Below are 26361 nucleotides of genomic sequence, written 5' to 3'. Positions count from 1 at the left end.
TCTGTTGGACAATCCTTGTCCATTGGTGTACGGTAAACCATTCTCTTTTATGGCAAAACACGCTTCATAACCGATGCAAATAAATCCGCCGCAACACCACTTCCGGATCTCATATAATGCTCTGCATCCGTACGATCAAATCCCATCCAGACTGCAGCCGTCCACTTGCTCGTATATCCTACAAACCAAAGATCCCTGTTAGCCTCCTTGCTTACACCAGGTAATGCAGCCTGCGTTGTTCCTGTCTTCCCCGCTACCTTATGCTGACTCAGCTGTGCCCGGCTACCTGTTCCTTGACTGACCACATCTTGGAGCATGCCGGTCATGGCCGTTGCCGTACTGTTGGAGATCACCTGTTTGTTCTCTGGCTTAAAAGCATAGATTGTCCGGCCGCGTGAATCCGTAATTTCACGAATCAGATGTGCCGTATTGAACTTGCCGTTATTAGCAAACACGGAATATGCCTGAGCCATTTTCAGTGGAGACACCCCTTCATGCAAACCACCCAAAGCGATCGACAGATTGAGATCCTCCCTGCCCAGTTCAATGCCCAATCGACCTGCAAATTGATGTGCGCGTCCCAGTCCTGTCTCATGCAGCAGCCATACGGCCGGAGCATTGATGGAATTTTCAATGGCTTGCGACATCGTAACTGTACCTCTGTAACGCCCACCCAAGTTGCTTGGTTGATAACTCCCATATTTCATGCGTTGATCAGGCAGCATGCTTTCTGGCTTAAACCGACCTGATTCCAATGCAGGTCCGTATGCAATAATAGGCTTAAATGCAGAGCCTGGTTGCCTTGCATCCGTGGTTGCCCGGTTAATGCCTCCTTTTACGGGGTCACGCCCTCCCATCATCGCTTTGACCTCACCGTTATGCTGGTCCAGTATGACCATACCCGCCTGCACTTGCTCATCCTCACGATCATCGGTGAACCGTGAAGATTCACGGAATGCTTGCTCCATCGCCAGCTGCGCTTGATCATCCAATCCCGTACGAATGGTCCAGCCTGCGGATTCAATCTCTGCTCCACTCTTGCCTGTGAGTCGGGAAGCCTCCTCGATTACCGCATCCAAGGCAGACACATAGGCAGGCACTGTTGATCCTGGAGCCGATGCAGATGTTAAATTAGGCGGGGTATAGTCCACACTTCGCGCTTCCTCCATCTGTTTCTTGGTAATGATTCCTTGCTTATGCATGAGTCCAAGAACTACAGAACGCCTCTCTTTGGACAGGTCTTCCCGATCCACCGGATTGTATATGGAAGGTCCCTTCGGAATTCCGGCCAGCGTAGCCATTTGCCAGATCTCCAGTTGATGTAAATCCTTGATGCCGAAGTAGCGCCATGCCGCGGATTTAACCCCATATTGCTGGCGTCCCATATAAATATGATTCAAATACAGCTCCAATAGCTCATCCTTGCTAAATCTCTTTTCCATCGCCATGGCAATCGACATTTCATTCACCTTGCGAACCAGCGTTTTATCTCCGTTCAAGTACAGATTTCTGGCTAGTTGCTGTGTAATCGAGCTGCCTCCCTGACTCAGGTTCATATGTAAAACATCCTGCACAACCGCCCTGCCAATCCCGATAAAATCCAGTCCATCATGATTATAGAAACGTCGATCTTCTGTAGCCAGAAAAGCCTGCTTTAACAGATTGGGCATATCCATCAAATCGGCATACTCCGCATATCCCTTGGTTTGTACTTGTAATCTCGAAATTTCTGTTCCATCCGCATTGGTAATGATGGTGGAAGAGGCCACCGAAATGGCCTCAGGATGATTGCGAAGTACACCTTCGCCGTAAGTAACAATATAGATGTAGCCGACCGCTAGCAAAATAACGATGACTACAGAGGCATCAAATATGTGATAGATACCGCGCCTTATGCTGGATCTCAACATTCAGGCTCCCTAAATACATGTGGATTGGAGCCTGATTGTTCCTGCGGCTTCATTTCCATAGAATCCAGGGCAAGCTCCAGCCTTAAGCTCTGTTCATACGCCAACCTGACCCAGCGCTGAACCTCCGCTTCATCCCGGCAGCGTCCTTCCATGATCGTATCCAGCGAAGAACGAACACCGTAGAGAGTCAGTTTAATCGGCAGGTCGGCACTTATGCGACCTGATTGTGATCCAACCAAATCTGCTTGAATACGTTGCTTATGGCTTTTCTCACTTTCTAACACCATTTGTTGCCCGCTACTTTCATCACCATACATACTAGAATTGAACCAATCTTCGCCTCTCGGCTCTCGATCTATCCATTCCTGGTCTGAACTATTTAAGCGCTCCGCTTGAATACGTATCGCAATGTCATTCAGATCCGCGGCAATCTGTCGCAACTCACCTCCGTTCAACACTTCTATCAGTGCTGGAATTCGGCCATTTGCCAGTTCATGAGTTCCACGACCAATCACCTTGAGGTCATCTGCAATCTTCTGGGATCGAATCCAAAAAAACAACGCAAACATACCCCCACCGATGAATATAACCAATGGCGTTGTACCGATATGGTTTATCACCCAGTACATAATGCGAGTTATTCCTGTTGTCTCCGATAGGATATGATGGTGGGCAAAACGTAACATGTGATAAACGACAAATAGGAGCGCTACGCTAAGTAACGCGCTTGCTCCGCAAATATATATGTAGCTCAATCTGACTGTACGTAATAATAATCTCATATTCGGTATCCTCCTCAATTTTGCAGTTCATGTGTACGATTGAGGTTAAGAATACCGAATATTTCTTAATGAGGAAGTGGGTAACTTCTTATCATTTTCTTAATTCAGCAATTATATAAATTGAACTAAAGAATATTTACACTTTCCACTCCGATGACAGAACAACCTTCCGATCGCTGTTATCCCCAGATTTTTTTGAATCCCTTATTTAAAGGGGGAAATCCGGGGATAAAGGCGAAGCGTATGCTTTCGATGCAGCTTTCTTTCAGAAAGCTTTTAGCTCTGCTTCTTCAGGTTATTTCTGTCCTCTCCGTTATCGTGTAAATGTTTAGTTAAATTTATATAGATATGTTGAATCAAGCAAGATCTAATACATCGGACGAGAATTCTTTCAAGTTACCGTTCCTCTGTATCTCTGTTCATCGGAGGAGCAGTCACCGGAAAACGCGTAACAAAATCGGTCCGGCCCTGTTCACTGTAGGCAGTGATACTCCCGCGATGTAATTCAATCATGGATTTGGCAATAGCCAGCCCCAGTCCGGTGCCGCCTGTGTCGCGAGAGCGGGATTTGTCCACCCGGTAGAATCGATCGAATAAGTGCGGCAAATCCTGCGCCGGAATGGGTTCACCATAATTGCTAATGCGCACCACAGCTTCTTCACCTTCAAGAGACAACGCAATCTCCATCACTTTGCCCTGTGCCCCATAACGGATCGCGTTACTGAACAGGTTCTCATACGCACGAACAAGCTCTCCTGGAGCGGCCTGAATCCATAAAGGTTCTTGTCCATCAATGATCTTGTATGTCATGCCCGCTTCTTCCAGCATCGGAGCGAACTCCTCCGCAAGCTGCATCAGGAATGGATTCAGGTTCAAGGAAGTCAATGACAAGGGTAAGCTACCACCACTGACACGGGTATATTCGAACAAATCGTCGATCAGCTTCCTCAATGTTAAGGATTTCTCGTACGCAATACTCACGTAATAGCGCATCTCAATTTCATCCTGGTACCGATCCTTCTCTATGTATTCCAAAAATCCGAGAATGGAGGTCAGCGGCGTCCTCAAATCATGAGAAATGCCTGTAATCAAGTCATTTTTGGCAGCAACTGCGCTGCGCTCCTCCTGCAATGACAGCTGCAATTGTTCAGCCATCTGATTAACACTGGCAGCCACAACGCCAAATTCATCCGATGTCTTCACTTCGATCCGATGAGACAGCTCCCCTTTGGCAACTTCCTGAATTCCCGCCGTAATCTCGTCCAGAACCAGCATCACCCTGCGCGTGAACAGGAAAAAGAACAGCACAAAGCCAAGTATGCCAACCATAATCATTAATGGCACCGACCCAATATGGTTCACCAGCCACCTGATGCCCCTTGCAGGGATCGAATAATTAGGATAGGTCTGAGCCGCCAGAATGGAGTGTACAACTTTGCTGCCCCCATACAAAATAGCCGCCGTCAAAATGCCACTCAGCAGAAATGCGTAGATAAATTTCCACCGGACTGTGTTAATTAATTTTGAATTCATCTCGGAACTCCCTGCTCACGCTCTTTATCCAAAGAACCTTATAGACGCACGTGCTTATTGTGGTTTGATCATCTTATAGCCAACACCCCATACCGTCTGTATGAACTTGGGATGTTTGCTATCGAGTTCGATTTTCTCACGAATCTTACGGATATGCACCATGACAGTGTTGTTGGACTCCATAAACTCCTCTTTCCAGACCTGCCTGTAGATCTGCTCCATACTCAGCACAGAGCCTTGATGGCGTGCCAGCAGCTCCAGAACGGCAAATTCACGGGGAGTCAAGCGAACAGGCTGCTCATCCACCCAGACCTCATGCGTATCGGTGTTGATGACCAGATCGTCAATCACCCACTCATGCTCCTTGCTTTCCCGGCCCTCATTGAAGGTATGGTACCTGCGAAGCTGTGACTTTGCCCGTGCCACAAGTTCAAGCGGGTTAAACGGCTTGGTCACATAATCATCAGCACCGATGCTCAGCCCTGTGATTTTATCCATATCCATGCTTTTGGCGGACAGCATAATGATCGGCATTTTCTGCTCTTCCCTAATTTTCATACATGCTTCAATTCCGTCCATATTCGGCATCATGACATCCAGAATGATCAGATCAATTGGCTCTTTCTTCAATTGCTCAAGCGCCTCGATCCCATCACTGGCTGTCAGAACCCGGTATCCTTCATTGCCAAAATAAATCTCCATCAGTTTAATAATATCCTGCTCATCATCCACAAGCAGAATGGTTGCTGGCTGTGCCACGGCATTATTCCTTTCCATTCCTTGAATCATTGCTTGATCAAAGTATACCACTAGGAAATGAATCTGCGAAAATCATCGCCCTCGGAAAGAAGCAAAAACGTTGGATTTCCGGTAAACTGAGTACCCTCCATAATGGAAACGATTATGGAAACCCGATGCAGCTTCTGAATAGGTTCATCTATCTCTCTCATCAGTGGTATTGTTTTCTTCCACTTCGCAATCTCTATTATTAACATATAGTATCGTCGATCTAATCCTTGCTTAACCGTTGCTTGTTCCGGATAACATGTTCTATGTATTCTATTAAATCTTGCTCTATATTTAGGCAGAACCTCACATTATGGACCTGGATCTATCTATTCAAACAACGCTACTTTGGGCTCTATTCCAGTCAGTGTCAGCATCGTATGCAGTTGCCCCCTGTGGTGATACACATGTCCCATGATCTCAAGCAGCCACTCCAGACGACTGTACGAAGCTCCCCAATAGGAGTCAGTCACCTGTAATAATTCCTCTGTATTAAACTGTCTATATCGATGATAGAGGTACATCTGATTCGCAATCAGCGCTTCTTTGATCTCACTCAGTGAATTCGGCTGATTTTCCTCGTAAAACAAAGCCATTTCTTCTTCGGAAGCTCCCTCCGAAATATGTACATCTGCACGACAAATGACGGATAGATGAGAAAGCAATTCTCCGACCGGCCGTTTGCCCTCAATCGGAGTCAAAGCCAAGTCCTGCTCCGACAGTTGGTCACATAAATGGATTAATGATGTCACTGCCACATCAATATGTTTAAATGCAGACTGAATCAACAGAAACACTCCCTTTTTATCCCATTATATAGAACGTATGATCGCTAATCAACCATAAATTCCCCCTTTATATATAAACCAGCTTTGATCGAAAACCAACAATAATGAACAAAAAAAGTCCCTCCTCCCCCATATAGACGGAATTTGGGACATTTTGTTGCTCCGATGATAACAAACATGAACTCAACTTGAATATAACGAACAATACGTTTGATCGAATCGTCCTGCGAACAAGTCAGCCTTACGAATGAAAAATTGCAATTCCCCACAATCCCACCATTGAAAACCGATAGCGTCATGCGTATCAATTTTTAATAGAAGCAAGGTATCCGCAAGCTCTTGTTGTGTCCGTTTCTCATCCCCGCCATAATGTTCAGTCAGCTTCCTCTCACACGCCTGCTCGTCATAAGTATACTCTTCACCAAGTACGATCTGTAACAGCGCCTGGTGTTCGGCATCCGGATGCTGACCGTCAGGGTATCCAAACATGCCACCCCAGTTCTGCGTACTCGGATGATTCCAGCTGGACTCAAATTCCAGGTATCGGTCATATAGACCTTCCTCCCCTTCGACAGCTACCGTTCCACCAGACAGCGGGGCGGCGATTGCATTCAGAGCCAGAGAATCAATGTATGCATATGTAGGAAACTCGAGATTAGGCAGCACTGTTACCGAATGTGCTACAAAATCGTCCTTACCCAGCGCGGTTTCGCCATCAGGCTCTCGCCTTATCAGGTTATGAGCGTCCGGCTCGTAAATCACACGATGCTCAATATGATAAGCCGGTTCATCCACACCAATGAAGAAGTATAACATGCCCCGTTCGGGCAAACTCCCGCGCCCATCATTAGGCGTATATGGCGTCAAATCCACGAGATTCAACTGGGCCAGGAACGTCATGGGCACCCCGTCCTGTGTCAAAGGCCATTTCATGTTGCTCGGCAGATCCGGATTTCCACCTACACGTGAATTTCCTGTTCTGCGATACTCATCGATTGTCGATACATCAAGGCGAATTCCCCAACGGCTTGAAGATAACAGCAGATCGGCAGCATTACCCAATCCATACTCCTCAAGAGTTTTCCGGGCTTTTCTGGTCAGACGTTCACATTGTTCAGGTTTAATCATACAGATCCTCCCCTTCTGACAATACATCTATGGTGAGACATATTCAGGTTCACACCTGTATATTCTTCCGCTGAGTCTTCTTTCCCTGCTTCTTGCAAAAAAAGAGACTGACATCCGGTGTCAGTCTGCTTCCTTATTATCCAGTCGGTTCATTCTTAACGATCCCGATTCGGTGAATCATTCTGGAAAGCACGAATATGCTCCTCGCCATCTAAAAATTCATGGGACTGGTGTGCAGCCATTACACCATGATAACTAATATCCAGACCCAAATCTTCCTCTTCTTCCGTGGAACGGACAGGAACGATCTTGCCAATCAGTTTCAGACCAATCCAGGTCATGACAAATCCCCAGACGACCAAAGCCGTTAGGCCGAGCGCCTGAACACCCAGCAGCCTCCAGCCACCTCCCATGAACAAGCCACCATCGGTTGCAAACAAACCCACGGCAATCGTTCCCCACATCCCGGATACAGCATGAACAGGGAACGCACCCACCGGGTCATCAATCTGCCTGCGGTCCAGCCAATTCGTTGCAGCCATCATGAGTAATCCAGATACCGCCCCGATGAATATCGCAGCTACATCACTGACAAAAGCACACCCCGCCGTAATACCGACCAGACCGGCCAGCGAGCCATTAATGACCGATGGTGCGTCTGAACGATTGAATCGGAACAAGGTGTAAAGCAGTGTAGCCGCACCGCCCGAAGCAGCAGATAACATCGTAACGATGGCAATGTGACCGATCCTTACATCAGTCGCACTGAGCGTACTTCCTGCATTGAAGCCAAACCAGCCGAACCACAGCAGAAATGCACCTACAGATGCCAGCGGCAGATTGCTCGGAAGCGCAATGGCACTCACGCCAAGCGGTGTGTATTTGCCTTTACGCGGCCCAATAATAATCGCTGCAGCCAGTGCAGAGAACCCGCCCAACGCGTGAATAACTGCGGAACCGGCAAAATCCTGCATCCCCAGCTTGCTGAGCCAACCGCCGCCCCATGCCCAGTGTCCACCAATCGGATAAATGATTGCCGTCATCAATATGATGTACAGCAGATAGGCACGAAAGTTAATCCGTTCAGCTACAGCACCCGATACGATGGAAATGACGGCAATGGTGAACGCGGCCTGGAACAGCCAGAATGTTTCCAATGAAACGGGTACATCCAGGTGAGACAAGTCTCCATTGAGGAAAAATCCGGTTATGCCTACAAAACCTCCGGCATCAGAGCCATACATCAAGCCAAATCCGATGGCATAGAAAAGCAACGTTCCAATCGTAATGTCAGCGAAAACCTTCATAATAATATTTACGCTATTTTTATAACGTACAAAGCCAGCCTCCAGGAGCGCGAATCCGCCCTCCATCAACAAAATCATGGCTGCACTCAGTACGACCCAGACCGTATCCATCCCGGAGCTTAACGTCTCCAAAGTCATGCTTATACATCCTCCGTTTCCCTAAGCTGTCTAATCTCCCGGATCGTTTCGGGCGTAAGCTCGATTTCATCCCGTTCGATGCTGTCCGGATGCTTGATTCGTTCAGCAATGCGGTCCAGTTCTCGTATCCGCCGCCGGATTTGTTCCATTTTGCGAAAACGCTCCTTCACCTGGACCATATATTCCACCGCCTGGTGATGGGATGCAGGGCGGCCTGCGAACCATTTGCGTACAGTCGACAAGGACTGATAAGCCACTTCTTCCGCACGTTTTTTTTGTTCGAATTGTTCAATTTTATGTTTAAGCGTTTCGATCTCATTTTCTTTTTTGACCTTGAGCTGTTGGATAAGGTACAATAAATCGGACGATGATATTTGCAATGCTGTATGGTGATACACCTCGTCAATTACTAACATATCATGTCAGGACTCCTTACATATCAAGTTACTTGTTATCGATTATAGAGTCCAGCACTACTTAGCGTCAATCCTTTTTTGGCGATGGCATGATTTCATATGACCCATTTATAAAAAAAGCTTCATTCTCATGCACAAAACTTCAACTAACAAAGTAATTCAAACACATCTTCGCATTCACCTTTCATATCCTCTATGATGTGTATTAAGCATCCACATTTTAGGCACTGCACTTACACAAGCTGACATCATAGAACTCATTTAAAGGAGAGGATCGCACGATGTTCACTCGTAATGACGACATTCGGAGCCAAATCTGGGAAGCCGTCTCTGGACTCAATGAAGAGCAATTGAACCTCCAACCCACACCTGACCACTGGAGTATTATGCAAGTTCTCCGTCACCTGAATTTGATGGAAAACATCATTGTGAAGCAAGCCCGCACCGCGCTAATGAAGGAACAGACCGTTTCTGTGGACAAAAAACCATATGAGCTTACGCTGGATCGCAGCCGCTCTGTCAACGCCCCGTCTCATCTCCAGCCTCCTGCGGAACCAGAAACGCTGGCGAATGTACGCCACGACCTGGAAGACTCCCATCAAGCATTGATGCACGTTGCACAAGATCATGAGTCTGAACTGCTGCGAAGCAAGTCCTTTCTTCACCCGGTTTTCGGTGAGATGGATCTGGCTCAATGGGTCGATTTTGCAAGCTATCATGAAGAGCGTCATCTGGCACAGATTCAGGATATTAAACAAAGGCTTGGCGTGTCGCACACCTAAGTCATCCCCTATTTACTCGATGTAAGCAAAAATAACCTCCAATCCACGCATTGTGGATCTGGAGGTTTCATTTATTTTGATACATGCTATATTTTTTTGCCCAAAATCGCCAAATCCCGGTTGACGCCATCCAGCACAGCCACTTCAGGGTAATAGCCCCACTGTTCAAAGCCATGCTTGCGCAATAATCCCAGACTCGGTTCATTATGTCCAAACACAAAGCCCAGAATCGTCTTGATTCCAAGCGCAGGACAAGCGTCAAAAATCGTGTTCAGCAAACGTCCGCCAGCCCCAATTCCCCGGCACTGCTGATCCACATACACACTGACTTCCACCGTCCCATTGTACGCAGGACGTCCATAAAACGAACTCAGGCTGGCCCAGGCTACAACCTGTCCCTCATATCTCATCACCCAGAGTGGGCGGTGATCCAATGAATGCTCCTCAAACCACGGAATTCGTTGCTCGACGGTCACCGGCTCCAAATCCGCCGTCACCATTCGGCTCTCAATCGTGGAATTATAGATCTCAACAATCCTTGGCAAATCCTCACGACACGCATACTCAATCTGTACACTATCCAACTCCATGTCTACTCCTCCATCCTCCAGATCGAATCTATCTTATGACGATATTATAACGGAGGAAGGAAGTCGACGTCATCCACAACATTCAACTCAACTCCACACTTACTCAGGCAGCCCTTGAATCGTGTTCCCCCGGGTCAGCTGCTGGCTTTGATCAGCCCAACGAATGTTAACAGAACGGGAAGTGAATAGATCCTGGCCGTCCGATACCTGAAAATGCAGATGAGCTTCACTGGAATTACCTGAGTTACCCAGCTCTCCAATGAGGTCTCCCTGCTTGACTTTGTCCCCTTTTTTGACGGACACACTGCCTTCCTTGATGTGCCCGGTGATGCTGTATTCTCCGTTTCCATGGTCAATGACCACATTGTTACCCGCTGGTTCTTCCGGGTTCATCACGCCTGGGGTATTGTCTGGAATATCGTTTTTGATCTCAACTACAGTTCCGTCCGCAGCTGCATAGAGCGGCTCACCAAAAGCGTAGTAGTTTTCGTTCACCTTTGCATCTCCGTTGTAACTGAAAGCTTCTTTGGTGCGAATGATATCTAGCGCATAGCGCTGTGTTTCATGCTCGTAATGATAGTTCGACATCACATCATTGCCTCCCCAGAACACATACCATTCACCCTTCATAGGGAATTGAAATTCGGTTTTGGTGAACGTTTGATCTGTATCCTCATGCAGTTCCAGTGGTTGGATTAACAGACCTTCAATTTGATTGGCTTCGGTAAAATAAGCTTGAATGCCTTTGGTTCCTGTTTGATCCTTCCAGGCGAACTCAGTTAAATGATTTACTTTGGCATCCACCACTAGATCAAAGGAAGTCACGCCCTCAAGAAATTGGTCCGCAGACGTTGTAAACTGTTCGAGTGTTAGTGCTTCCTTCAACTCGGGACTCATCTGACTGTAAATGGCATCCTTGGAACCGTTCATTAACGTATCGATGAAATTGTCGGGTGTAATGATGGCGCTCACCTCTGTGCCTGAATTCTCTTCCTGATGGGTACTCTCACTCGCTTCATTGGCATTTGTCGTCTGTTCCTTGGACTGCTGCTCCGCCTGCTCAGATGTAATCGAGTTACTGTTACCGCAGGCAGACAACATCACGCAGGCTCCAAGGGCAATGGCAAGCAACTTCCAGCTCTTTTTGCTCTGTAACTTCTCATGTGCAGCATATCCTGATTTCGGAAGACTTCCCCCGCCATTTAAGTGATTCGCACGAATTTTAGATCCTTCTTTTAAACTGTTCATTCTCTACATCCCTTCTGTGTTCGTTATACTTTCCAGTTAAGTGTACAGAATGAATCTTATCCTTCGTCTAACCCATCCTTACATGTAGTTAAACTGTGGCGTCTGCTATGGCTTCATAATTAAGATTCCGTTAAGATAGCACACACACTACATAGCCCTTTCGGATGGTATGATTAGCAATAAACAAACAGGAAGCCCTAGGAGGTCATTTCACATCATGGATCACGTCTCCATACTGCTAGTTGATGATGAACAAGCCATTTTACATATGCTCAAAACCGTCCTGCTCAAAGAGCAATTTGTAGACATCGACACCGTTACCACTGGAGAAGAGGCGATTACCGCCTGCGAAAATAAAACCTATCACTGCATCGTGCTGGACATCATGCTGCCCGGCAAAAGCGGACTGGAGATCTGTCCCTTCCTGCGGCAGGTAACCGATGCACCGATTCTTTTTTTGACCGCCAAAACAACGGATTATGACAAGTTAACCGGATTCGCCGTTGGCGGCGATGATTATGTCGTTAAACCATTTAATCCACTGGAAGTGGTCGCCCGGATCAAATCACTGCTGAAACGTTATTTACCTACCAAAATGGCGGCGACTACAACGGCGACTACACCCTCTTCTGACGTAACTTCGTCATCTCCTGCCGTGCAGGAAGGGGTATATGATTTTGGTCGTTTTCAAGTATTTGAACACGCCGGTGAACTTCAGGTTGGAGGACAGCCTGTAACCTGTCCGGCTCTTGTCTACCAGCTGCTGCTCTTTTTCTGCAAGCATCCCAATCGTATTTTCACCAAATCGGAATTGTATGAGCGCGTATGGGGTTCGGAATCCATCAGCGATGACAACACCGTTATGGTTCATATTCACCGTATTCGTGAGCGGATTGAGGCTGATCCCTCTAACCCTACGTTTCTCGTCAACGTCCGGGGGCTGGGGTACAAACTCATTCAGCCTAACCAAGTGTCACGCGCATGAGTATTCGTCGCAGATTAATGACCCGATTTATCGGTATGCTTGCTGGCGCAGTCGTTCTCATCATCCTGTTGGGTTCGGCAGCCACCTACTGGGTCATTCAAAAGGTGAATGAAGTGAGCCTGGTGGATGACTTCGCTACCAGCGGTCTTGACCAACTGATTAATACCGCAGAAATCATGCCCGATGGGACGGTCCGCTATGATCCCAGGCTGCTGAAGCAGGTCGAGAAAAATCAGGGATGGCTTCAAGTTGTGGATGAAAAAGGCTACGTCATTGATGATTTTAATACACCGGATGACGTTCCGAAGCAATACAAGCCTGGAGAGCTGATCGCTTACTGGGAGGCCAAGAAGCCGTTCCCATACCAGATCGTCATGCTGATTCGGGAGAAAAACGGCGAGATGTTCACCTTGCTGTACGGCGAACGCAATCAGACCAAATCCTTACTCGATCAAGCCCGTGAGGACAGTCATTACACCAATGGAGAGCTTATACTTCTCCCCAAACAAGAGGATGCCATCCGTTCCAAAGGTGCCTATCTGCAAATTTTGGATGCCTACGGTCAAGAGCTGGTCTCTTATAATAAACCTGCCATGGGCGTTCCCAGCAGTTACAACATACAGGAACTGGCTTTGCGTATTCGTTATCCCAATCGATATGGAATATCGATCGCAACCTTTTACGATGAACAGAATGGCACGACCTGGATGCTCAGTATACCTGTCGATCCAACTGCTACAGGGGAAGAAAATCCCTATAATTTCATTTTGACCCCAGTGCTCATCGTGCTGATCCTATCCGTTGTCATTTTGCTAATTCTGCTGGCCCTATGGTACGCCAATCGTTTCGGTTCCCCCATGCTGCATATGCTCCAATGGCTCCAACGATTGGAACAAGGACATTATGAAGAACCCAAAGGCATTGGCGGCATACCTCGCAGTCAGCGACGAAATGGCAAATGGAAACGGAAATACCACGTGTATGCCGAAGTGCTTCGCTCCATGCAGGCATTATCCGCAACATTGAAACAAGATGAAGAGCTCCGTAAACAGACCGAATCTCTGCGTGAGGAATGGATCGCCGGAATAACGCATGATCTCAAGACACCGCTATCCTCCATCCAGGGATACGCGCATATGCTTGAAGCACAGAAATATAGCTGGTCCGCGGAAGAAGTGAGAGAATTTGCGGGCATTATGCTGGATAAATCCATGTATATGGACCGACTTGTGAATGACCTTGCCATGACGTACCGATTGCGCAGCGGTGGATACCAGCCACCTGTGGAAGAAACTGACGTAAATACGCTACTTCATGATCTCGTCCAGCGTGCAGAACGCAACCCGGTATATGGCGAGGGACGTATTGTTTTCCGGCCTGCGAAAGTTCCGGTATACGGCCATGTGCATATTCCTTCGTTTGAACGCATTGTGGATAATCTGACCGCTAATGCCCTTCTGCATAATCCAGCGGAGTCAACTCTGACCGTTAGTGTGCATCCGGGTAAGCAGACAGGTGAGTTCAGTGTTCATTTTGCCGATGACGGTCAAGGAATGGACCCGGAACTGGTCTGGAGGCTGTTTGAACGATATTACCGAGGGACCGATACAGGTACGTCCGATGTCGGATCAGGCCTTGGTATGGCGGTAACAAAAGGGTTAATTGAAGCGATGCAGGGCCGTATTGAAGTACAATCGACTTCTGGTGAGGGTACTGTCATTCGATTAATATGGGATGGACAATCAGAACATGGGTAAAAAAACATTCCGCTTGACCTTTTCATTTTCAATCTATATAATCGACACTCAATAACACCTGTTCCAATATATTGATATGGACTTCAACGATATTAAGATCAATTCAATTGATATCGATTTTGCATATTTGGCGATGACCAGAGACAAGATTCCGTTTGCGTGCTGCCCAGAGAGAGAAGGGATTGGTGAAACCTTCTTCAGCGAACGGACCGGAATTACCCCTCTGCAGCCGTGACCTCGAACTTCAGCTTTTCGGTCTTCTTCATGAATTCCCGACAAAGCTGTCAGTAGAGTTCACCGCCTGATCCCCGATAACGGATTCCAATGAGGGTTATGATGTTCTTGCTTGCGGCGGCTGGTCGTGTTCAGGAGCATTCATAACCAAATTAGGGTGGAACCACGAGCTGAGCGCACTCGTCCCTTTTCCGGGACGGGTGTTTTTTGCGCTTCAAATTTGAATATTGGAGAGTGGTTCACATGAGTAATCCGAATAAAAACAGCCAATCCAGCAACCAATCGAAGAATGATCAACAGCAACCCGGGCATCCGATTGAAATTCGCCTGCAAGGCGGAGCTGTACGTTCTTACAACGCAGGCATCACTGTAGGAGCGGTCGCCTCATCCATCAGCACAAGTCTGGGCAAACAAGCCATCGGCGGAATCGTAAATGGTAAGAATGTCGATCTCGACTGGGAGCTTGAGCAAGATTGCGAACTCGTCATCGTTACTTTAGACAGCGCGGAAGGTCTGTATCGTTACCGACACAGCACAGCTCATGTACTCGCGCAGGCTCTCAAACGCATCTACGGTGCGGAACAAGTGAAGCTGGGCATCGGACCTGTCATTGAAGATGGATTCTATTACGATGTCGATCTGGAGCATGCTCTATCCATCAGTGATTTGGCTGCCATTGAGCAAGAAATGAACAAAATCATAAAAGAAAATGAAAAGATTAGCCGCCGGGTAGTTAGCCGGGAGGACGCACTTCGCATCTTTGGAGAGATTCAGGACCCGTATAAGCTTGAACTCATTCAGGATTTACCAGAGGACGCTGAGCTTTCAATTTATGACCAAGGAGAATTTTTCGACCTCTGTCGAGGCCCACATCTTCCGTCCACTGGTCGGATCAAAGCATTCAAACTGCTGAATGTGGCTGGTGCATACTGGCGCGGCAACTCGGATAATAAAATGCTGCAACGCATCTACGGCACTGCTTTCCCGAGCAAAGCCCAATTGGATGAACATCTGCACATGCTGGAAGAAGCGAAAAAACGAGATCACCGCAAACTGGGTAAGGAGCTTGAACTGTTCATGTTCTCTGAAGAAGCACCCGGTATGCCGTTCTATCTGCCCAAAGGCATGACTGTTCGTACAGAACTGGAGCAATTCTCCCGTGAATTGCAGCTGCAGGAAGGCTATCAGGAAGTTCGTACTCCCCTCATGATGAACAACCGTCTGTGGGAGCAATCGGGGCACTGGGAACATTACAAGGACAATATGTATTTCTCGGAAGTGGACGATGCGACTTTTGCCCTGAAACCTATGAACTGCCCGGGACACATGCTGGTTTTCAAAAATACACTCCATTCCTATCGTGAGCTGCCGATTCGTATGATGGAATTCGGTCAGGTCCACCGCCATGAATTCTCAGGCGCTCTGAACGGTATGATGCGGGTGCGGACTTTCTGTCAGGATGATGCCCATCTCTATGTGATGCCAGAGCAGATCGAGGAAGAGATTAACCAGGCGATTTCATTGATCGGACGTATGTACGACATCTTTGGATTTGAGTACAAGATTGAGTTGTCCACTCGTCCGGACGATTCCATGGGATCGGAAGAACTGTGGGATCAAGCAGAAAGAGCATTGCAGAATGTACTTGATCGGCGCGGTGTGAAATACCGCATTAACGAGGGTGATGGTGCCTTTTACGGTCCGAAAATTGACTTCCACATTCTCGATGCACTGAAGCGCAGCTGGCAGTGTGGAACAATTCAACTCGATTTCCAAATGCCCGAGAAGTTCGATCTCACTTATATTGGCGAGGATAGCCTGAAACACCGTCCTGTCGTGATCCACCGTGCCATCTATGGTTCAATCGATCGTTTCATCGGCATCCTGACTGAACATTATGCAGGTGCGTTTCCACTCTGGCTCGCACCCGTGCAAGTCAAGCTGCTGCCGGTGTCGGATCATTACGCAGACTATGCCCTTCAAGTTCAGAGCCAGCTGCGGGCTGCCGGTATTCGAGTAGAAACAGACTTGCGCAGTGAGAAGCTAGGCTACAAAATCCGTGAAGCTCAGATGGAGAAAGTGCCTTACTCGCTTGTACTGGGGGAAAATGAGAAAAATGCCTCATCAGCCTCTGTCCGTGCATACGGTCAGGGCGATCAAGGCATTCAGCGCATTGAAGCATTTATTGAGCTGATTCAGCAAGCTGTGAAGGCCAAAGCCTAAGCGCTTAATCAGGAATGGGCTGAAACTTAACGTTAGAGGCAGCCGTTAATATGGAAAACGGCTACCTCTAATTCTGTTCCAAGAATGTCTCCCCTTCTGCTTCAAGCGGTCAGCAATTACAATTTTTCTTCAGGTCTAAGTCCGACTTGCTCTTCGCTCCATGTCCAGAAACGCTCAGCAGCTGCGACATCCAGCGCATGGGCTTTCAATTCCTGGTCCTTTTGTTGATAGAAGTAACGCCCGGTTACGCCGGCGACTTCAGGGCTTGTGGCGAGATAGATGGCCGTTTGTGCCCCTTCTTCAGGTGAAAGGAAAAACGGCAGCTTGCCCACCAAAGCCATAATGCGTGTGCCAAACCCAGTATTGCGGTCTACGCCAATACTTGTACCAACCGCACCGGGATGAAGGCAGTTGACCGTGATCCGGGTTTCCGCCAATTTGCGGGCCAGTACACGGGTGAACAACACATTAGCCAGCTTGGATTGAGCGTAACTTTTGATTGGATTGAAGCCTTTATGCAGATGGGGATCTTCGAAATGTATTTTGCCGGCTTTGTAGGCACCAGACGAAACATTCACTATACGCCCCTGCTTCGCAGACTTCAAAGGTTGGATCAGGAGTAAGGTAAGCAGGAAATGTCCAAGATGGTTAATACCGATGGCTTGTTCGAAACCGTCGGAGGTTTCCTGACGCTTCAACATGACGACACCCGCATTATTAACGAGAACGTCAAGTGTGTCGTAACGCTCACGGAAGGATTGGGCAAAATGACGGATGCTCTCCAGTGACCCCAGGTCACACAGCATCAGTTCTATCGCAGTAGAGCCGGACTGACGCAGCGCCTCCTCCAGTGCCTGCTGTCCGCGCTTCTCACTGCGGCATGCCATAATCACGTGATACCCTTGCCTTGCAAGTTCAATGGTGGTTGCCAGACCCATGCCTGAGTTGGCTCCCGTAACAACGGCTGTTGGAATGGACATCAGGTACTTCCCTTCTGAACCAGAGGTTCTTCATATTTTGAGACAGTCATCCTTTTGTTTTTTAAGCACTGCTGACGTCAATATGAGATAATTGAAAGATCACATATTGGTCTTATAGGGAGGATACGTATGCTAACCAAAGAAGACTTCAAGAAACTGAAAAAAGAAGCGAAACTTGAGATTGCACTAATCGAACAGGAAGCTCACAATCTCCAGCAAAAGATAGACTCATCCCTGTATGAAAAAGATAAACTGTGGAACGATGAAGAGATTGGTGAGCTTACCCAAAAACGAAAAGAGCGAAAATATAGTTCATGGACAATTGAATTATGCTCGATCATTGAAGACCTGCTGAATCAACTATACCAGCAAACGTATCAAAAAAAATTTAATTCGATCCAGTTGATGAAAACTCCTGCATACCGCTCATTATCCAATATCGAGATCCTTCAGGCTGATTTGAAAAATCAACATCTGTCCCTAAAATCGGAAGAAGAGAAATTTGAAGAAGAAATAGCCAAAGTGTTTCAACTGAGAAATAAACTTATTCACTCCAACTTTTCTTATGCTTCCATTATTAGAGAAAGTCACGATGCAAGGCAAGAGTTTGAATCCACCCTGGATACGGTGAAGAAGTATAGAAAACACTTGAAATATAATCAGCCAGAGAACTGACGAATACATGATATATGCAAAATGGTCATACACGACAAAGGAGGTGCTCCGGATTCGCTCCGGAAACAAATATGAACAATCAACCCATGGATATTACGGTTCTAAATCTTCATATTGTTACACCTGCGGGTAAAAACCCGATCTACCCTGTTATGTTGCGCGATGAAGATGGCATTACGCTTGTGGATACAGGCATGATTGGCCAATTCGCCGAACTTCAGTCCGCACTGGAGCATGAAGGCGTTCAGCTATCTGATATCAAGCGCATTATTGTAACCCATTCCGATATAGACCACATTGGTAACCTTGGTGCCTTGGTGAATGCTATTCCGGAAGTGGAAATCTGGGCGCATAGCGATGAAATTCCGTTTATCACAGGCAAAGAGCCCATGATCAAGTTCACACCAGAACGCAAAGCGTTGCTGCCTGGACCTATAGCGGAGATGGCGGAACAATTGATCTCACAGCGGACTGAGTTCAAAATATCCAAAGTGTTAGAGGACGGTGACATGTTGCCTCTACAAGGCGGTATCCAGGTCATTCATACACCAGGACACACTCCTGGACATATCTGCTTGTACTTCCGGGAGCAACAATTCCTGCTCGCTGCCGATGAATTACGTGTGGTCGATGATGAATTGGTGGGTCCTGCTCCACCCGCAACACCGGATATGCCTGAAGCATTACGCAGCTTGAAGAGGTTGCTTGGCCTGAAGCTGGAGAAGGTACTTTGTTACCATGGTGGCGAGTACACCGATGAGCCGAGTCGTCGCATTGCCGAACTCGCGGAAAGCGCGGACTAATTGGTACCTGCAACTAAGTTATATTTACGTAAATATTGAATCGAAGGGGCTGTCCCATACGTCATAAACATGACGGGACAACCCCTTTTCTATTGTAAATGTTACGGTTTCGGCGTCAGAACGATCAGTTGGTCATCTCCATCGCGTGGAGATCCCCTGCCATCCCGGTTGTTCGTGAGCACGTATAACTTCCCGTCTTCTCCGGCAGTCACATTGCGAATACGTCCCCACTCATTCTTAAAAATCGGTTCCACCTGCGTTACTTGTGTACCATCTTCGGACAGAGTAATTTTAAGCAGTTGTTCACCCCGCAGATTGGCAGCAAGCAGTGATCCGGCCCACGGACCTTCCTCTATAAAGGCTACACCCGATGGAGCCCATGTTTCATCTCCACTATGGGCAAGCGGAGCCTGATATGTGCCATTATTATCATCGTCTCCCTCCACCTCTGGCCAGCCATAATTCTCACCAGCTTCAATCCGGTTAATTTCATCAAAATTACGCTGACCATGCTCTGTGGCATACAGATAGTTATTGTCCAGGTTCCAAGCCAGGCCCTGTGCGTTCCGATGCCCCATGCTGTACACAGGTGAATTAGGCCAAGGGTTATATTCTGGGATCGAGCCGTCGAGACCAATCCGCAATATTTTGCCACCCAAGCTATCTTCGTTCTGAGCCAGCTCCGGCTCATAGCGTTCACCTGTCGTAATATAAAGCAGATTGTCCGGGCCAATCTTGATCCGTCCTCCATTGTGATTCACGCCGCCAGGAATGTCACTGAGCAGCTCCTTGTCTATGGTCGCCTTCCCATCACTCACTTTCAAACGCAACACCCGATTGGCAATGTCACCACCACCCTCCAGATAGGAATGGTATGCATACAGATAGCCATTATTGTCAAAGTCCGGATCAGCAGCAAGTCCAAGCAGGCCACCTTCCCCTTCTTCATTAAACGGTGCAGAAAATTCAATCAGAGGTTCAGATGCCAGCTCTCCGTTCTCGATGACCCGAATGGTACCCGGTCGCTCTGTTACAAACATCCGTCCATCAGGCACGCTTACCAACTCCCAAGGTACATTGAGTCCGTCGACCAGCACGGAAGCCTCGTAAGGAATTACAGCATTTTCATCTGTTTCCTCTTCCCCACCACCAGTACTGTTAATACCACCTTCCGCTGTCTGTCCCTGACCTGTACCCTGTCCTTGTGACGTCTGCTGCGATTCTGTCGTCGGGTCACCCGAAGTACAGGCTGTTAGCAAAGCCATACTGAGTAACGAAGCATATAACGGAACGCTTAGTCGATTATTCATGAATACATCTCCCTTCTAATGTCGTTGTTATATCGTGTAATCCTAGTTTCAAGGACTGTCCATTTTCAAAGTAAGTAAATAAGTAAGTAATTGAGTAAGCAAATTAGCAACCCTTCGCGGTTTCGCCCTGTATTACCCTCCCCACCTACCACTCAAACGGGTAGTTAAAGCTAATTTTCGGTCATCATTCCTTCCTCCATTTGGATTTCCCCGACATTCTTCTATAATAGAAAGATAGAACGAACTGAAAGGTGGACATATAACTCATGAATCAAACTCCTTTATCCCGGCTGGAAGCTGGTCTGTCTACGCAAGGATTGGACGCCATGCTGATTACGGATCCGAAGCATATTTACTATTTAACAGGTTTTGCGAGTAATCCGCATGAACGTTTCCTTGGGCTTGTTCTTGCACGCGGCGAAGATCCGCTGTTGATCGTGCCTGCACTTGACGAGGAAGCTGCAGCAGCCGCTTCTTCGGTCTCGAACATTGCCACGCATTCAGATACGGACAATCCTTACGCTTTATTTGAGCGTTATCAAGGACGCCTGGGCCGTGTAGGTCTCGAAAAAGAATACGTGACTGTCGCACGTTATGAACAGTTGACCGCAGCCCTTGGTGCTGCCAATTTTGAAGATGTCGGTCCTCTGCTTCGCACCTTGCGTGTGAAAAAAACACCGGATGAAGTTGCTCGCATTCGCCACGCCATTCATCTGATCGAAGAGACACTTCGTCAAGGACTGTCTCACGTTCGTACAGGCGTAACCGAAATCGAACTGGTTGCCGAAATGGAATATCAGATGAAGAAACTGGGTGCAGACGGCCCTTCCTTCGATACGATGGTGCTCACTGGCCCCAAAACAGGCTTGCCACACGGCACACCAGGTGAACGGAAATTGCAGCATGGCGATCTGTTGATGTTCGATATGGGTGTCTACGCTGGTGGGTATGCATCAGATATTACGCGCACATTTGCCTTTGGTGACATTTCACCTGAACTTAAAACCATCTATAACACTGTGCTCGCAGCAAACGAAGCTGCCATTCGTGCAGTTAAGCCAGGTGTCACCTGTGCGGATATTGACCGTGCAGCACGCCAGGTTACGGAAGAAGCCGGATACGGCGAACGTTTCCTGCACAGAGTTGGACATGGAATGGGCATTGACGTGCATGAGTATCCTTCACTGCATGGTCAGAACATGGACATTCTGGAGGAAGGTACGGTATTTACGATTGAGCCGGGTATTTATGTAACCGGAGCAGGCGGTGTACGTATCGAGGATGATGTAATTGTGACGGAGACGGGTGTAGAAGTTCTGACGACATATCCGAAAGAGCTGCAAATCCTGACGGACTAATCCTTTTTGGTCATAAGCAAAAGTCCCGTGAAACCATGAATGCATGGCTTTGCGGGACTTTTGTGTTTGGATTCAGCATTTTGCAGAAGAACTTAACTACGAATCTAAGCTTCATCCTTGAATTTAAAGCTTCGTGCAGCATATAGAAACGGCGTTCCTACCGCGGTCAATACAAATTTGATCACGTATGTGGTCAAGAAAATTTCAAGCCAAACGTCCCATGGATAGATGAAGGCAAACGCAATCGTGCAAAATACCAGTGTATCCGCGAACGAACTGATGATCGAACTGCCGTTGGTTCGTATCCACAACTGATTACGCCCTGGCGCCACCTTACGCAGCCAAGTGTATAGTCGCACGTCCAGGAACTGACTGATGAAATAGGCTGTCAGACTACCGAGTGCCAGACGTGGCAGCATACCAAACAATTTTTCCATCGACTCCTGTGCAAAGTCCGTCGATGCTGGCTCAAAGAACAATACCATCTGCATCAGCACTGTCGTCATAATCAAAGTGAAGAACCCGAACCATACGGCTTTACGTGCCTCACCTGGTCCATATTTCTCATTGAGCAAATCACTGGTCAAGTACATGCTGACATACATCGTATTGCCCAGCGTCAGAACGATACCCATAATATCTATCGTTTTGGTCACCTGTATATTGGCAATGACTGTTGCCACACCAATCCAGGCATAAAGACCCTTTTTGCCGAACAAGCGGTAACACAAAAGAAAAAAGCCGTACGTTACGAGAACGAAAAGCGCTCCCCATCCTAAATTAAACAATATAAATACACTGCCTTCCTAGTTTTGATTACGCGGGATGGTTACGAACCGCGGTTTGACTCTGGGCCAAAACATGAATACTCTATCACATTTCCCCAAGCTTGAACAGCACTAAATAACTCCAACTGGCTTCAGATGATATTTACCGTATGCCCAACGGATGCTAAAAGCAAAAAGCCGCCCTCCGGATTAACCCGAAGAACGGCTGCTCTTGCATGGCTTGTGGCAGTAACTGCCATCCGCCTATTATGAATCTGAATTACGCCTGAACGGCTGAATCCAGATCACGACTTTGATCATTAAATGTATCATGATCGTTTTCTTTCAGAATTTTGCTAGTCACAAGTCCTGAAGTCATGGACCCGTTCACGTTCAATGCTGTACGACCCATATCGATCAGCGGTTCAACCGAGATCAACAATCCTGCCAGAGCTACCGGCAAGTTCATCGTGGACAACACAATCAGGGAAGCGAAGGTTGCCCCGCCGCCTACACCAGCTACACCGAATGAACTGATCATGACAACCAGGATCAGGGTAATAATGAAGTCCCAGCTCAGCGGATCGATTCCGACCGTTGGAGCAATCATCACCGCCAGCATGGCCGGATAGATCCCGGCGCAGCCGTTTTGACCAATCGTGGCCCCAAAGCTTGCTGACAGATTCGCAATCCCGTCGGATACACCCAGTTTCTTCGTCTGCGTCTCCACGTTAAGCGGAATTGCTGCCGCACTTGAACGAGAGGTAAAGGCAAATACCAGAGTCGGCAGAACCTTTTTCAGATACGTGAGTGGGTTGAACCCAGAGAGCGCAATGATAATCAGATGAATGATGAACATGACGAGCAACGCAACATAGGATGCAATCACGAATTTGATCAGCTTCAGAATCTCATCCGCATTCGTGGTGGCCGTTACCTTTGTAATCAGAGCCAAAATCCCGTAAGGCGTCAGCCTGAGCACCAGTGTTACAATTCGCATAACCACCGCATATACCGCATTGACCATACCTCGGAATGTTTCCGCCTGCTGTGGTTTTTTGCGATCCAATCCGAGCACCGCCACACCGATAAACGCCGAGAAAATAACAACCGCCAGTGTGGATGTACGACGTTCTCCGGTCATGTCCGCGAATGGATTCGACGGAATGAACTCCAGTACTTGCTGTGGAATCGTCTGATCCTTCACGTCAACGAGACGTTCCTCCATCTTCTGCCCCTGTGCAAGCTCTCGGTCTCCACCTTCGATCTCAATGGAAGTCAGGTTGAAGCTCAAGCTTGTCACAATGCTGACCCCTGCGGCAATAGCCGTCGTGATCAACAAGATCGCGATAATCGAAACACTCATTTTACCGAGATTCTGCTTGCCTTTCAGATTCATGATGGCCGATATGATAGAGACCATGATCAATGGAATCACGACCATTTGTAACAAACGAACATATCCTGAACCGGCCAGATTAAACCAATCGACCGACTTGGTAATGATTTCAGAATCAGATGTGTAGATCAGTTGCAGAATGACGCCATATACAACCCCGATGCCCAAACCCGCAAATACACGCTTGGTAAAGGAAATATGTTTCTTCTGCATCCAGAACAGGACACCCAGAAGAGCGAGCATAACCACTACGTTCAAAATGATTAAAAAGGTATTCATCTGTATAAATCCTCCTCAGTGTGAGTAACCGGATATTCCGGTTTTCTACTCGCTCAAAAGCGATATTCAACAATATATCACATAACAAACTATTCTGGTAGGTATTAATTGATATTATGTAATATGCGTGTAATAAATTCATCTATTCCTGAAAAAAATACACTGAATCGTGAAAATTATTGTATTCAACCTCCGGTTAATTTTGTAATATAGGTATATCCGCTTATTCCCAAGTTTTCTCAACGTGAAAATTAGGCCTTTCTTCGTTGGTATTTAGTCTTAAGATAACGGAAAAGCGACGATGTTAATGAACATGACGTGAAAGGATGATCCTATGTTTCGAAATCGCACCGTTGCCGGTAAAATCAGAGGCACTTTGTTCCTCGTACTGCTGGTTGCTTCCCTGTTGTTTAGTATCAGTTTCTATGCTGTCTCCATGAATATTATGCAGAGTTACGTGCTTCCACAGTTCGACAAGGTCCTGGGCACGTCCATTCAGGATATATACAAAAACACATCCGCTTCTAAAATTTTGCAAGTACAGAGTGGCGGAGCTGGCTCTGAGGGTGCTGCACTGACCGTGGAATCCTATTTGGCTGGCAAAGCCAAAGAGCATAATCTGGACGGAGCATACGTTGTCTCTATTCAGGATGATAAAGCTACGGTTGTCATCGCAAATACCTCCTCGGGCATGAAAGCCGGAGATGAGATTAAAGTAGAAGCAGCAATGAATGAGGCCACTGAGAAAAAAGAAATGGAAATCAGCCAAGTTTATGCCGATTCCTTCGGTGTACATAAAGCAGCCTTTATTCCGATCGCAGGAAGTAACATGATCATGGCTGTTAGCATGGATGCCCAATTCATTCAGGACAAAATTGCACAGATCTTCTGGTTGTGCCTCGGTATCACGGCATTGGTCTTTTTGCTCGGATGGCTCATCTCAACAAGCATGATCAAACGTGTAACCAAGCCGATCATTCAGCTCGTTCAACATAGCAAACAGATATCACAAGGAGATCTGACTGCTGAACTTCAGATTAAAGGTAAGGATGAAATTGCACAGCTCGCTTCAAGCTTCCAGACGATGACTCATAATCTGAAAGAAATGATTAGCCGTGCCCTCTCCACATCCAATGAAGTTGTGGAAGGCTCCAATGATTTGCTCAAACGGGTAGAATCCATGTCCGGTATGGTGAAAGACTCCAGTCGTTCTGCAGAAAGTGCCGAGAAAGGCAGCGTAAGTATCGCTTCCAGCGCAGCCGAAAATGCCAGAGCCATGGAAGAAATCACGCAAGGCATCATGCATATTGCCTCCTCTTCTGCCGAAGTATCCGAGCAGATCGGAGATGCTGCAAACGAAGCTGTTAACGGTAACCGTCTGGCACAGGATGCCATTCAGCAAATGGAACGTGTCGGCCAGACCGCGAGCGAATCTCTGCGTTATGTGGAAACGATGAACGAGCGCTCGATCGCGATAGGAACTATCGTTCAATCCATTTTTGAAATCACGAAACAGATTAACATGCTGTCCCTCAACGCTTCCATTGAAGCAGCACGTGCTGGAGAGCATGGACGCGGGTTTGCCGTTGTTGCCGGAGAAGTACGCAAACTGGCGGAGCAATCCAAGACAGCTACGGAGGAAATCTCCGATTACCTGGGTACTATCCGTGAAGATGCTGAACGTTCCGTTGATGCCATGAACCGGGTAACCCAAGAGATTGGATCAGGTACTCACGTGGTTCAACAGGCAGGCTCCGCATTCCAGCAGCTTAACGAATTGATCCAGAACGTCAATCTGACCATTCAGACGGTATCGGCCTCTACCCAGCAAGTATCAGCTGGAGCTGAACAAGTCAGTGCTTCCGTGGAAGAAACAGCTCAGATCACGTCCAAGTCCCGTCAAAGCATGCAAGAGATTGCTTCTACAGCGGATCTCCAACTGAATGAAATGGACTCCCATTCCAGCACGGTACGTCATCTACATGAGCAAGCGGTAGAACTGCAATCCGCCATGAAGAACTTCAAAATAAACTAACCGGAATACCTTTAACCCATTATTTCCATCTTCGAATCAAACTTTAACATTAGGTACACAAATACCCCCATGCTCAGCATCGTTCCAGGTTTCAGGGAACGTTGCCACGCATGGGGGTATTCTTTTGGACTGCACATCAGGATGCTTC

22 protein-coding genes are annotated in these 26361 nt (G+C 47.4%); 8 read left to right on the top strand and 14 right to left on the bottom strand.

Annotated elements, in window-relative coordinates; translation table 11 throughout:
• Positions 1-47 precede the first annotated feature (47 nt).
• The 8 genes from CRO25_RS13680 to CRO25_RS13640 form a co-directional block, all read right to left on the bottom strand.
• The gene (locus CRO25_RS13680) at positions 48-1910 is read right to left on the bottom strand and encodes a transglycosylase domain-containing protein (RefSeq protein WP_079695335.1); all 1863 of its coding nucleotides are present in this window, start codon (positions 1908-1910) and stop codon (positions 48-50) included.
• Positions 1904-2692: a hypothetical protein gene (locus CRO25_RS13675; protein WP_143806544.1), complete on the bottom strand. Its 789-nt coding sequence runs from the start codon at positions 2690-2692 to the stop codon at positions 1904-1906. Before CRO25_RS13675 ends, CRO25_RS13680 begins: the two co-directional genes overlap by 7 nt.
• A 396-nt stretch (positions 2693-3088) precedes the next feature.
• Entirely contained in the window at positions 3089-4225 is a 1137-nt protein-coding gene (locus tag CRO25_RS13670) for a cell wall metabolism sensor histidine kinase WalK (RefSeq protein ID WP_079695333.1), read from the bottom strand.
• A gap of 54 nt (positions 4226-4279) precedes the next feature.
• Complete coding sequence (locus CRO25_RS13665; RefSeq protein ID WP_063564620.1) at positions 4280-5002, bottom strand: response regulator transcription factor; 723 nt, start codon at positions 5000-5002, stop codon at positions 4280-4282.
• A gap of 338 nt (positions 5003-5340) precedes the next feature.
• Entirely contained in the window at positions 5341-5808 is a 468-nt protein-coding gene (locus tag CRO25_RS13655; RefSeq protein WP_256336556.1) for a DinB family protein, read from the bottom strand.
• Positions 5809-5982: 174 nt separating this feature from the next.
• Positions 5983-6927, bottom strand: a complete 945-nt coding sequence (locus CRO25_RS13650) for a DUF1963 domain-containing protein (protein WP_064639896.1) — start codon at positions 6925-6927, stop codon at positions 5983-5985.
• A gap of 155 nt (positions 6928-7082) precedes the next feature.
• Positions 7083-8372, bottom strand: a complete 1290-nt coding sequence (locus tag CRO25_RS13645) for an ammonium transporter (RefSeq protein ID WP_079695329.1) — start codon at positions 8370-8372, stop codon at positions 7083-7085.
• Between the two features lie 2 nt (positions 8373-8374).
• Positions 8375-8788 (bottom strand): hypothetical protein, encoded by a 414-nt coding sequence (locus tag CRO25_RS13640; protein WP_063564360.1) that lies wholly within the window; start codon positions 8786-8788, stop codon positions 8375-8377.
• A 281-nt stretch (positions 8789-9069) separates the two neighbouring features.
• On the opposite strand from CRO25_RS13640, the gene CRO25_RS13635 reads away from it, so the two are divergent.
• Positions 9070-9570, top strand: a complete 501-nt coding sequence (locus CRO25_RS13635; RefSeq protein ID WP_079695328.1) for a DinB family protein — start codon at positions 9070-9072, stop codon at positions 9568-9570.
• A gap of 86 nt (positions 9571-9656) precedes the next feature.
• Here the strand turns inward: CRO25_RS13635 and CRO25_RS13630 are convergent, their stop codons facing one another.
• Both CRO25_RS13630 and CRO25_RS13625 read right to left on the bottom strand, forming a co-directional pair.
• Positions 9657-10160 (bottom strand): GNAT family N-acetyltransferase, encoded by a 504-nt coding sequence (locus CRO25_RS13630; RefSeq protein ID WP_079695327.1) that lies wholly within the window; start codon positions 10158-10160, stop codon positions 9657-9659.
• Positions 10161-10259: 99 nt separating this feature from the next.
• On the bottom strand, positions 10260-11408 hold the full coding sequence (locus CRO25_RS13625; protein ID WP_079695326.1) for a M23 family metallopeptidase: 1149 nt from the start codon (positions 11406-11408) through the stop codon (positions 10260-10262).
• Positions 11409-11625: 217 nt separating this feature from the next.
• Here CRO25_RS13625 and CRO25_RS13620 point away from each other — a divergent pair, with 217 nt between their 5' ends.
• The 3 genes from CRO25_RS13620 (at position 11626) to thrS (ending at position 16607) form a co-directional block, all read left to right on the top strand.
• Positions 11626-12393 (top strand): response regulator transcription factor, encoded by a 768-nt coding sequence (locus CRO25_RS13620; RefSeq protein WP_079695325.1) that lies wholly within the window; start codon positions 11626-11628, stop codon positions 12391-12393.
• Positions 12390-14150, top strand: coding sequence for a sensor histidine kinase KdpD (locus CRO25_RS13615; RefSeq protein WP_079695324.1), 1761 nt, complete (start codon positions 12390-12392; stop codon positions 14148-14150). The genes CRO25_RS13620 and CRO25_RS13615 overlap by 4 nt, the downstream gene beginning before the upstream one ends.
• Positions 14151-14627: 477 nt before the next feature.
• Positions 14628-16607 carry a threonine--tRNA ligase gene (thrS, locus tag CRO25_RS13610; protein ID WP_256863639.1) on the top strand — a complete coding sequence of 660 codons (1980 nt, stop codon included), beginning with the start codon at positions 14628-14630 and terminating at the stop codon, positions 16605-16607.
• Between the two features lie 116 nt (positions 16608-16723).
• Here thrS and CRO25_RS13605 read toward each other — a convergent pair whose 3' ends face one another.
• Positions 16724-17587, bottom strand: a complete 864-nt coding sequence (locus CRO25_RS13605) for an SDR family oxidoreductase (protein ID WP_079695323.1) — start codon at positions 17585-17587, stop codon at positions 16724-16726.
• Positions 17588-17716: 129 nt separating this feature from the next.
• Here CRO25_RS13605 and CRO25_RS13600 point away from each other — a divergent pair, with 129 nt between their 5' ends.
• Positions 17717-18262 carry a hypothetical protein gene (locus CRO25_RS13600; RefSeq protein ID WP_079695322.1) on the top strand — a complete coding sequence of 182 codons (546 nt, stop codon included), beginning with the start codon at positions 17717-17719 and terminating at the stop codon, positions 18260-18262.
• A gap of 71 nt (positions 18263-18333) precedes the next feature.
• Positions 18334-19065: an MBL fold metallo-hydrolase gene (locus CRO25_RS13595; protein WP_079695321.1), complete on the top strand. Its 732-nt coding sequence runs from the start codon at positions 18334-18336 to the stop codon at positions 19063-19065.
• A 101-nt stretch (positions 19066-19166) separates the two neighbouring features.
• On the opposite strand, the gene CRO25_RS13590 is transcribed toward CRO25_RS13595, so the two are convergent.
• Positions 19167-20375: a sorbosone dehydrogenase family protein gene (locus CRO25_RS13590; protein WP_079695320.1), complete on the bottom strand. Its 1209-nt coding sequence runs from the start codon at positions 20373-20375 to the stop codon at positions 19167-19169.
• 266 nt (positions 20376-20641) lie between these two features.
• On the opposite strand from CRO25_RS13590, the gene CRO25_RS13585 reads away from it, so the two are divergent.
• The gene (locus CRO25_RS13585; RefSeq protein WP_064639917.1) at positions 20642-21733 is read left to right on the top strand and encodes a Xaa-Pro peptidase family protein; all 1092 of its coding nucleotides are present in this window, start codon (positions 20642-20644) and stop codon (positions 21731-21733) included.
• 104 nt (positions 21734-21837) lie between these two features.
• On the opposite strand, the gene CRO25_RS13580 is transcribed toward CRO25_RS13585, so the two are convergent.
• Entirely contained in the window at positions 21838-22521 is a 684-nt protein-coding gene (locus tag CRO25_RS13580) for a queuosine precursor transporter (RefSeq protein ID WP_063564370.1), read from the bottom strand.
• Positions 22522-22780: 259 nt separating this feature from the next.
• Complete coding sequence (locus tag CRO25_RS13575; protein ID WP_063564371.1) at positions 22781-24178, bottom strand: L-cystine transporter; 1398 nt, start codon at positions 24176-24178, stop codon at positions 22781-22783.
• 334 nt (positions 24179-24512) lie between these two features.
• Here CRO25_RS13575 and CRO25_RS13570 point away from each other — a divergent pair, with 334 nt between their 5' ends.
• Positions 24513-26213, top strand: coding sequence for a methyl-accepting chemotaxis protein (locus CRO25_RS13570; protein ID WP_079695319.1), 1701 nt, complete (start codon positions 24513-24515; stop codon positions 26211-26213).
• Positions 26214-26361: the final 148 nt, after the last annotated feature.

Source organism: Paenibacillus sp. RU5M (assembly GCF_900221055.1).
In the GTDB taxonomy this organism is placed as follows: domain Bacteria; phylum Bacillota; class Bacilli; order Paenibacillales; family Paenibacillaceae; genus Paenibacillus; species Paenibacillus marchantiae.
Note: the sequence above shows the minus strand (reverse complement) of the source record. Positions and strands in the feature narration are given on the sequence as shown.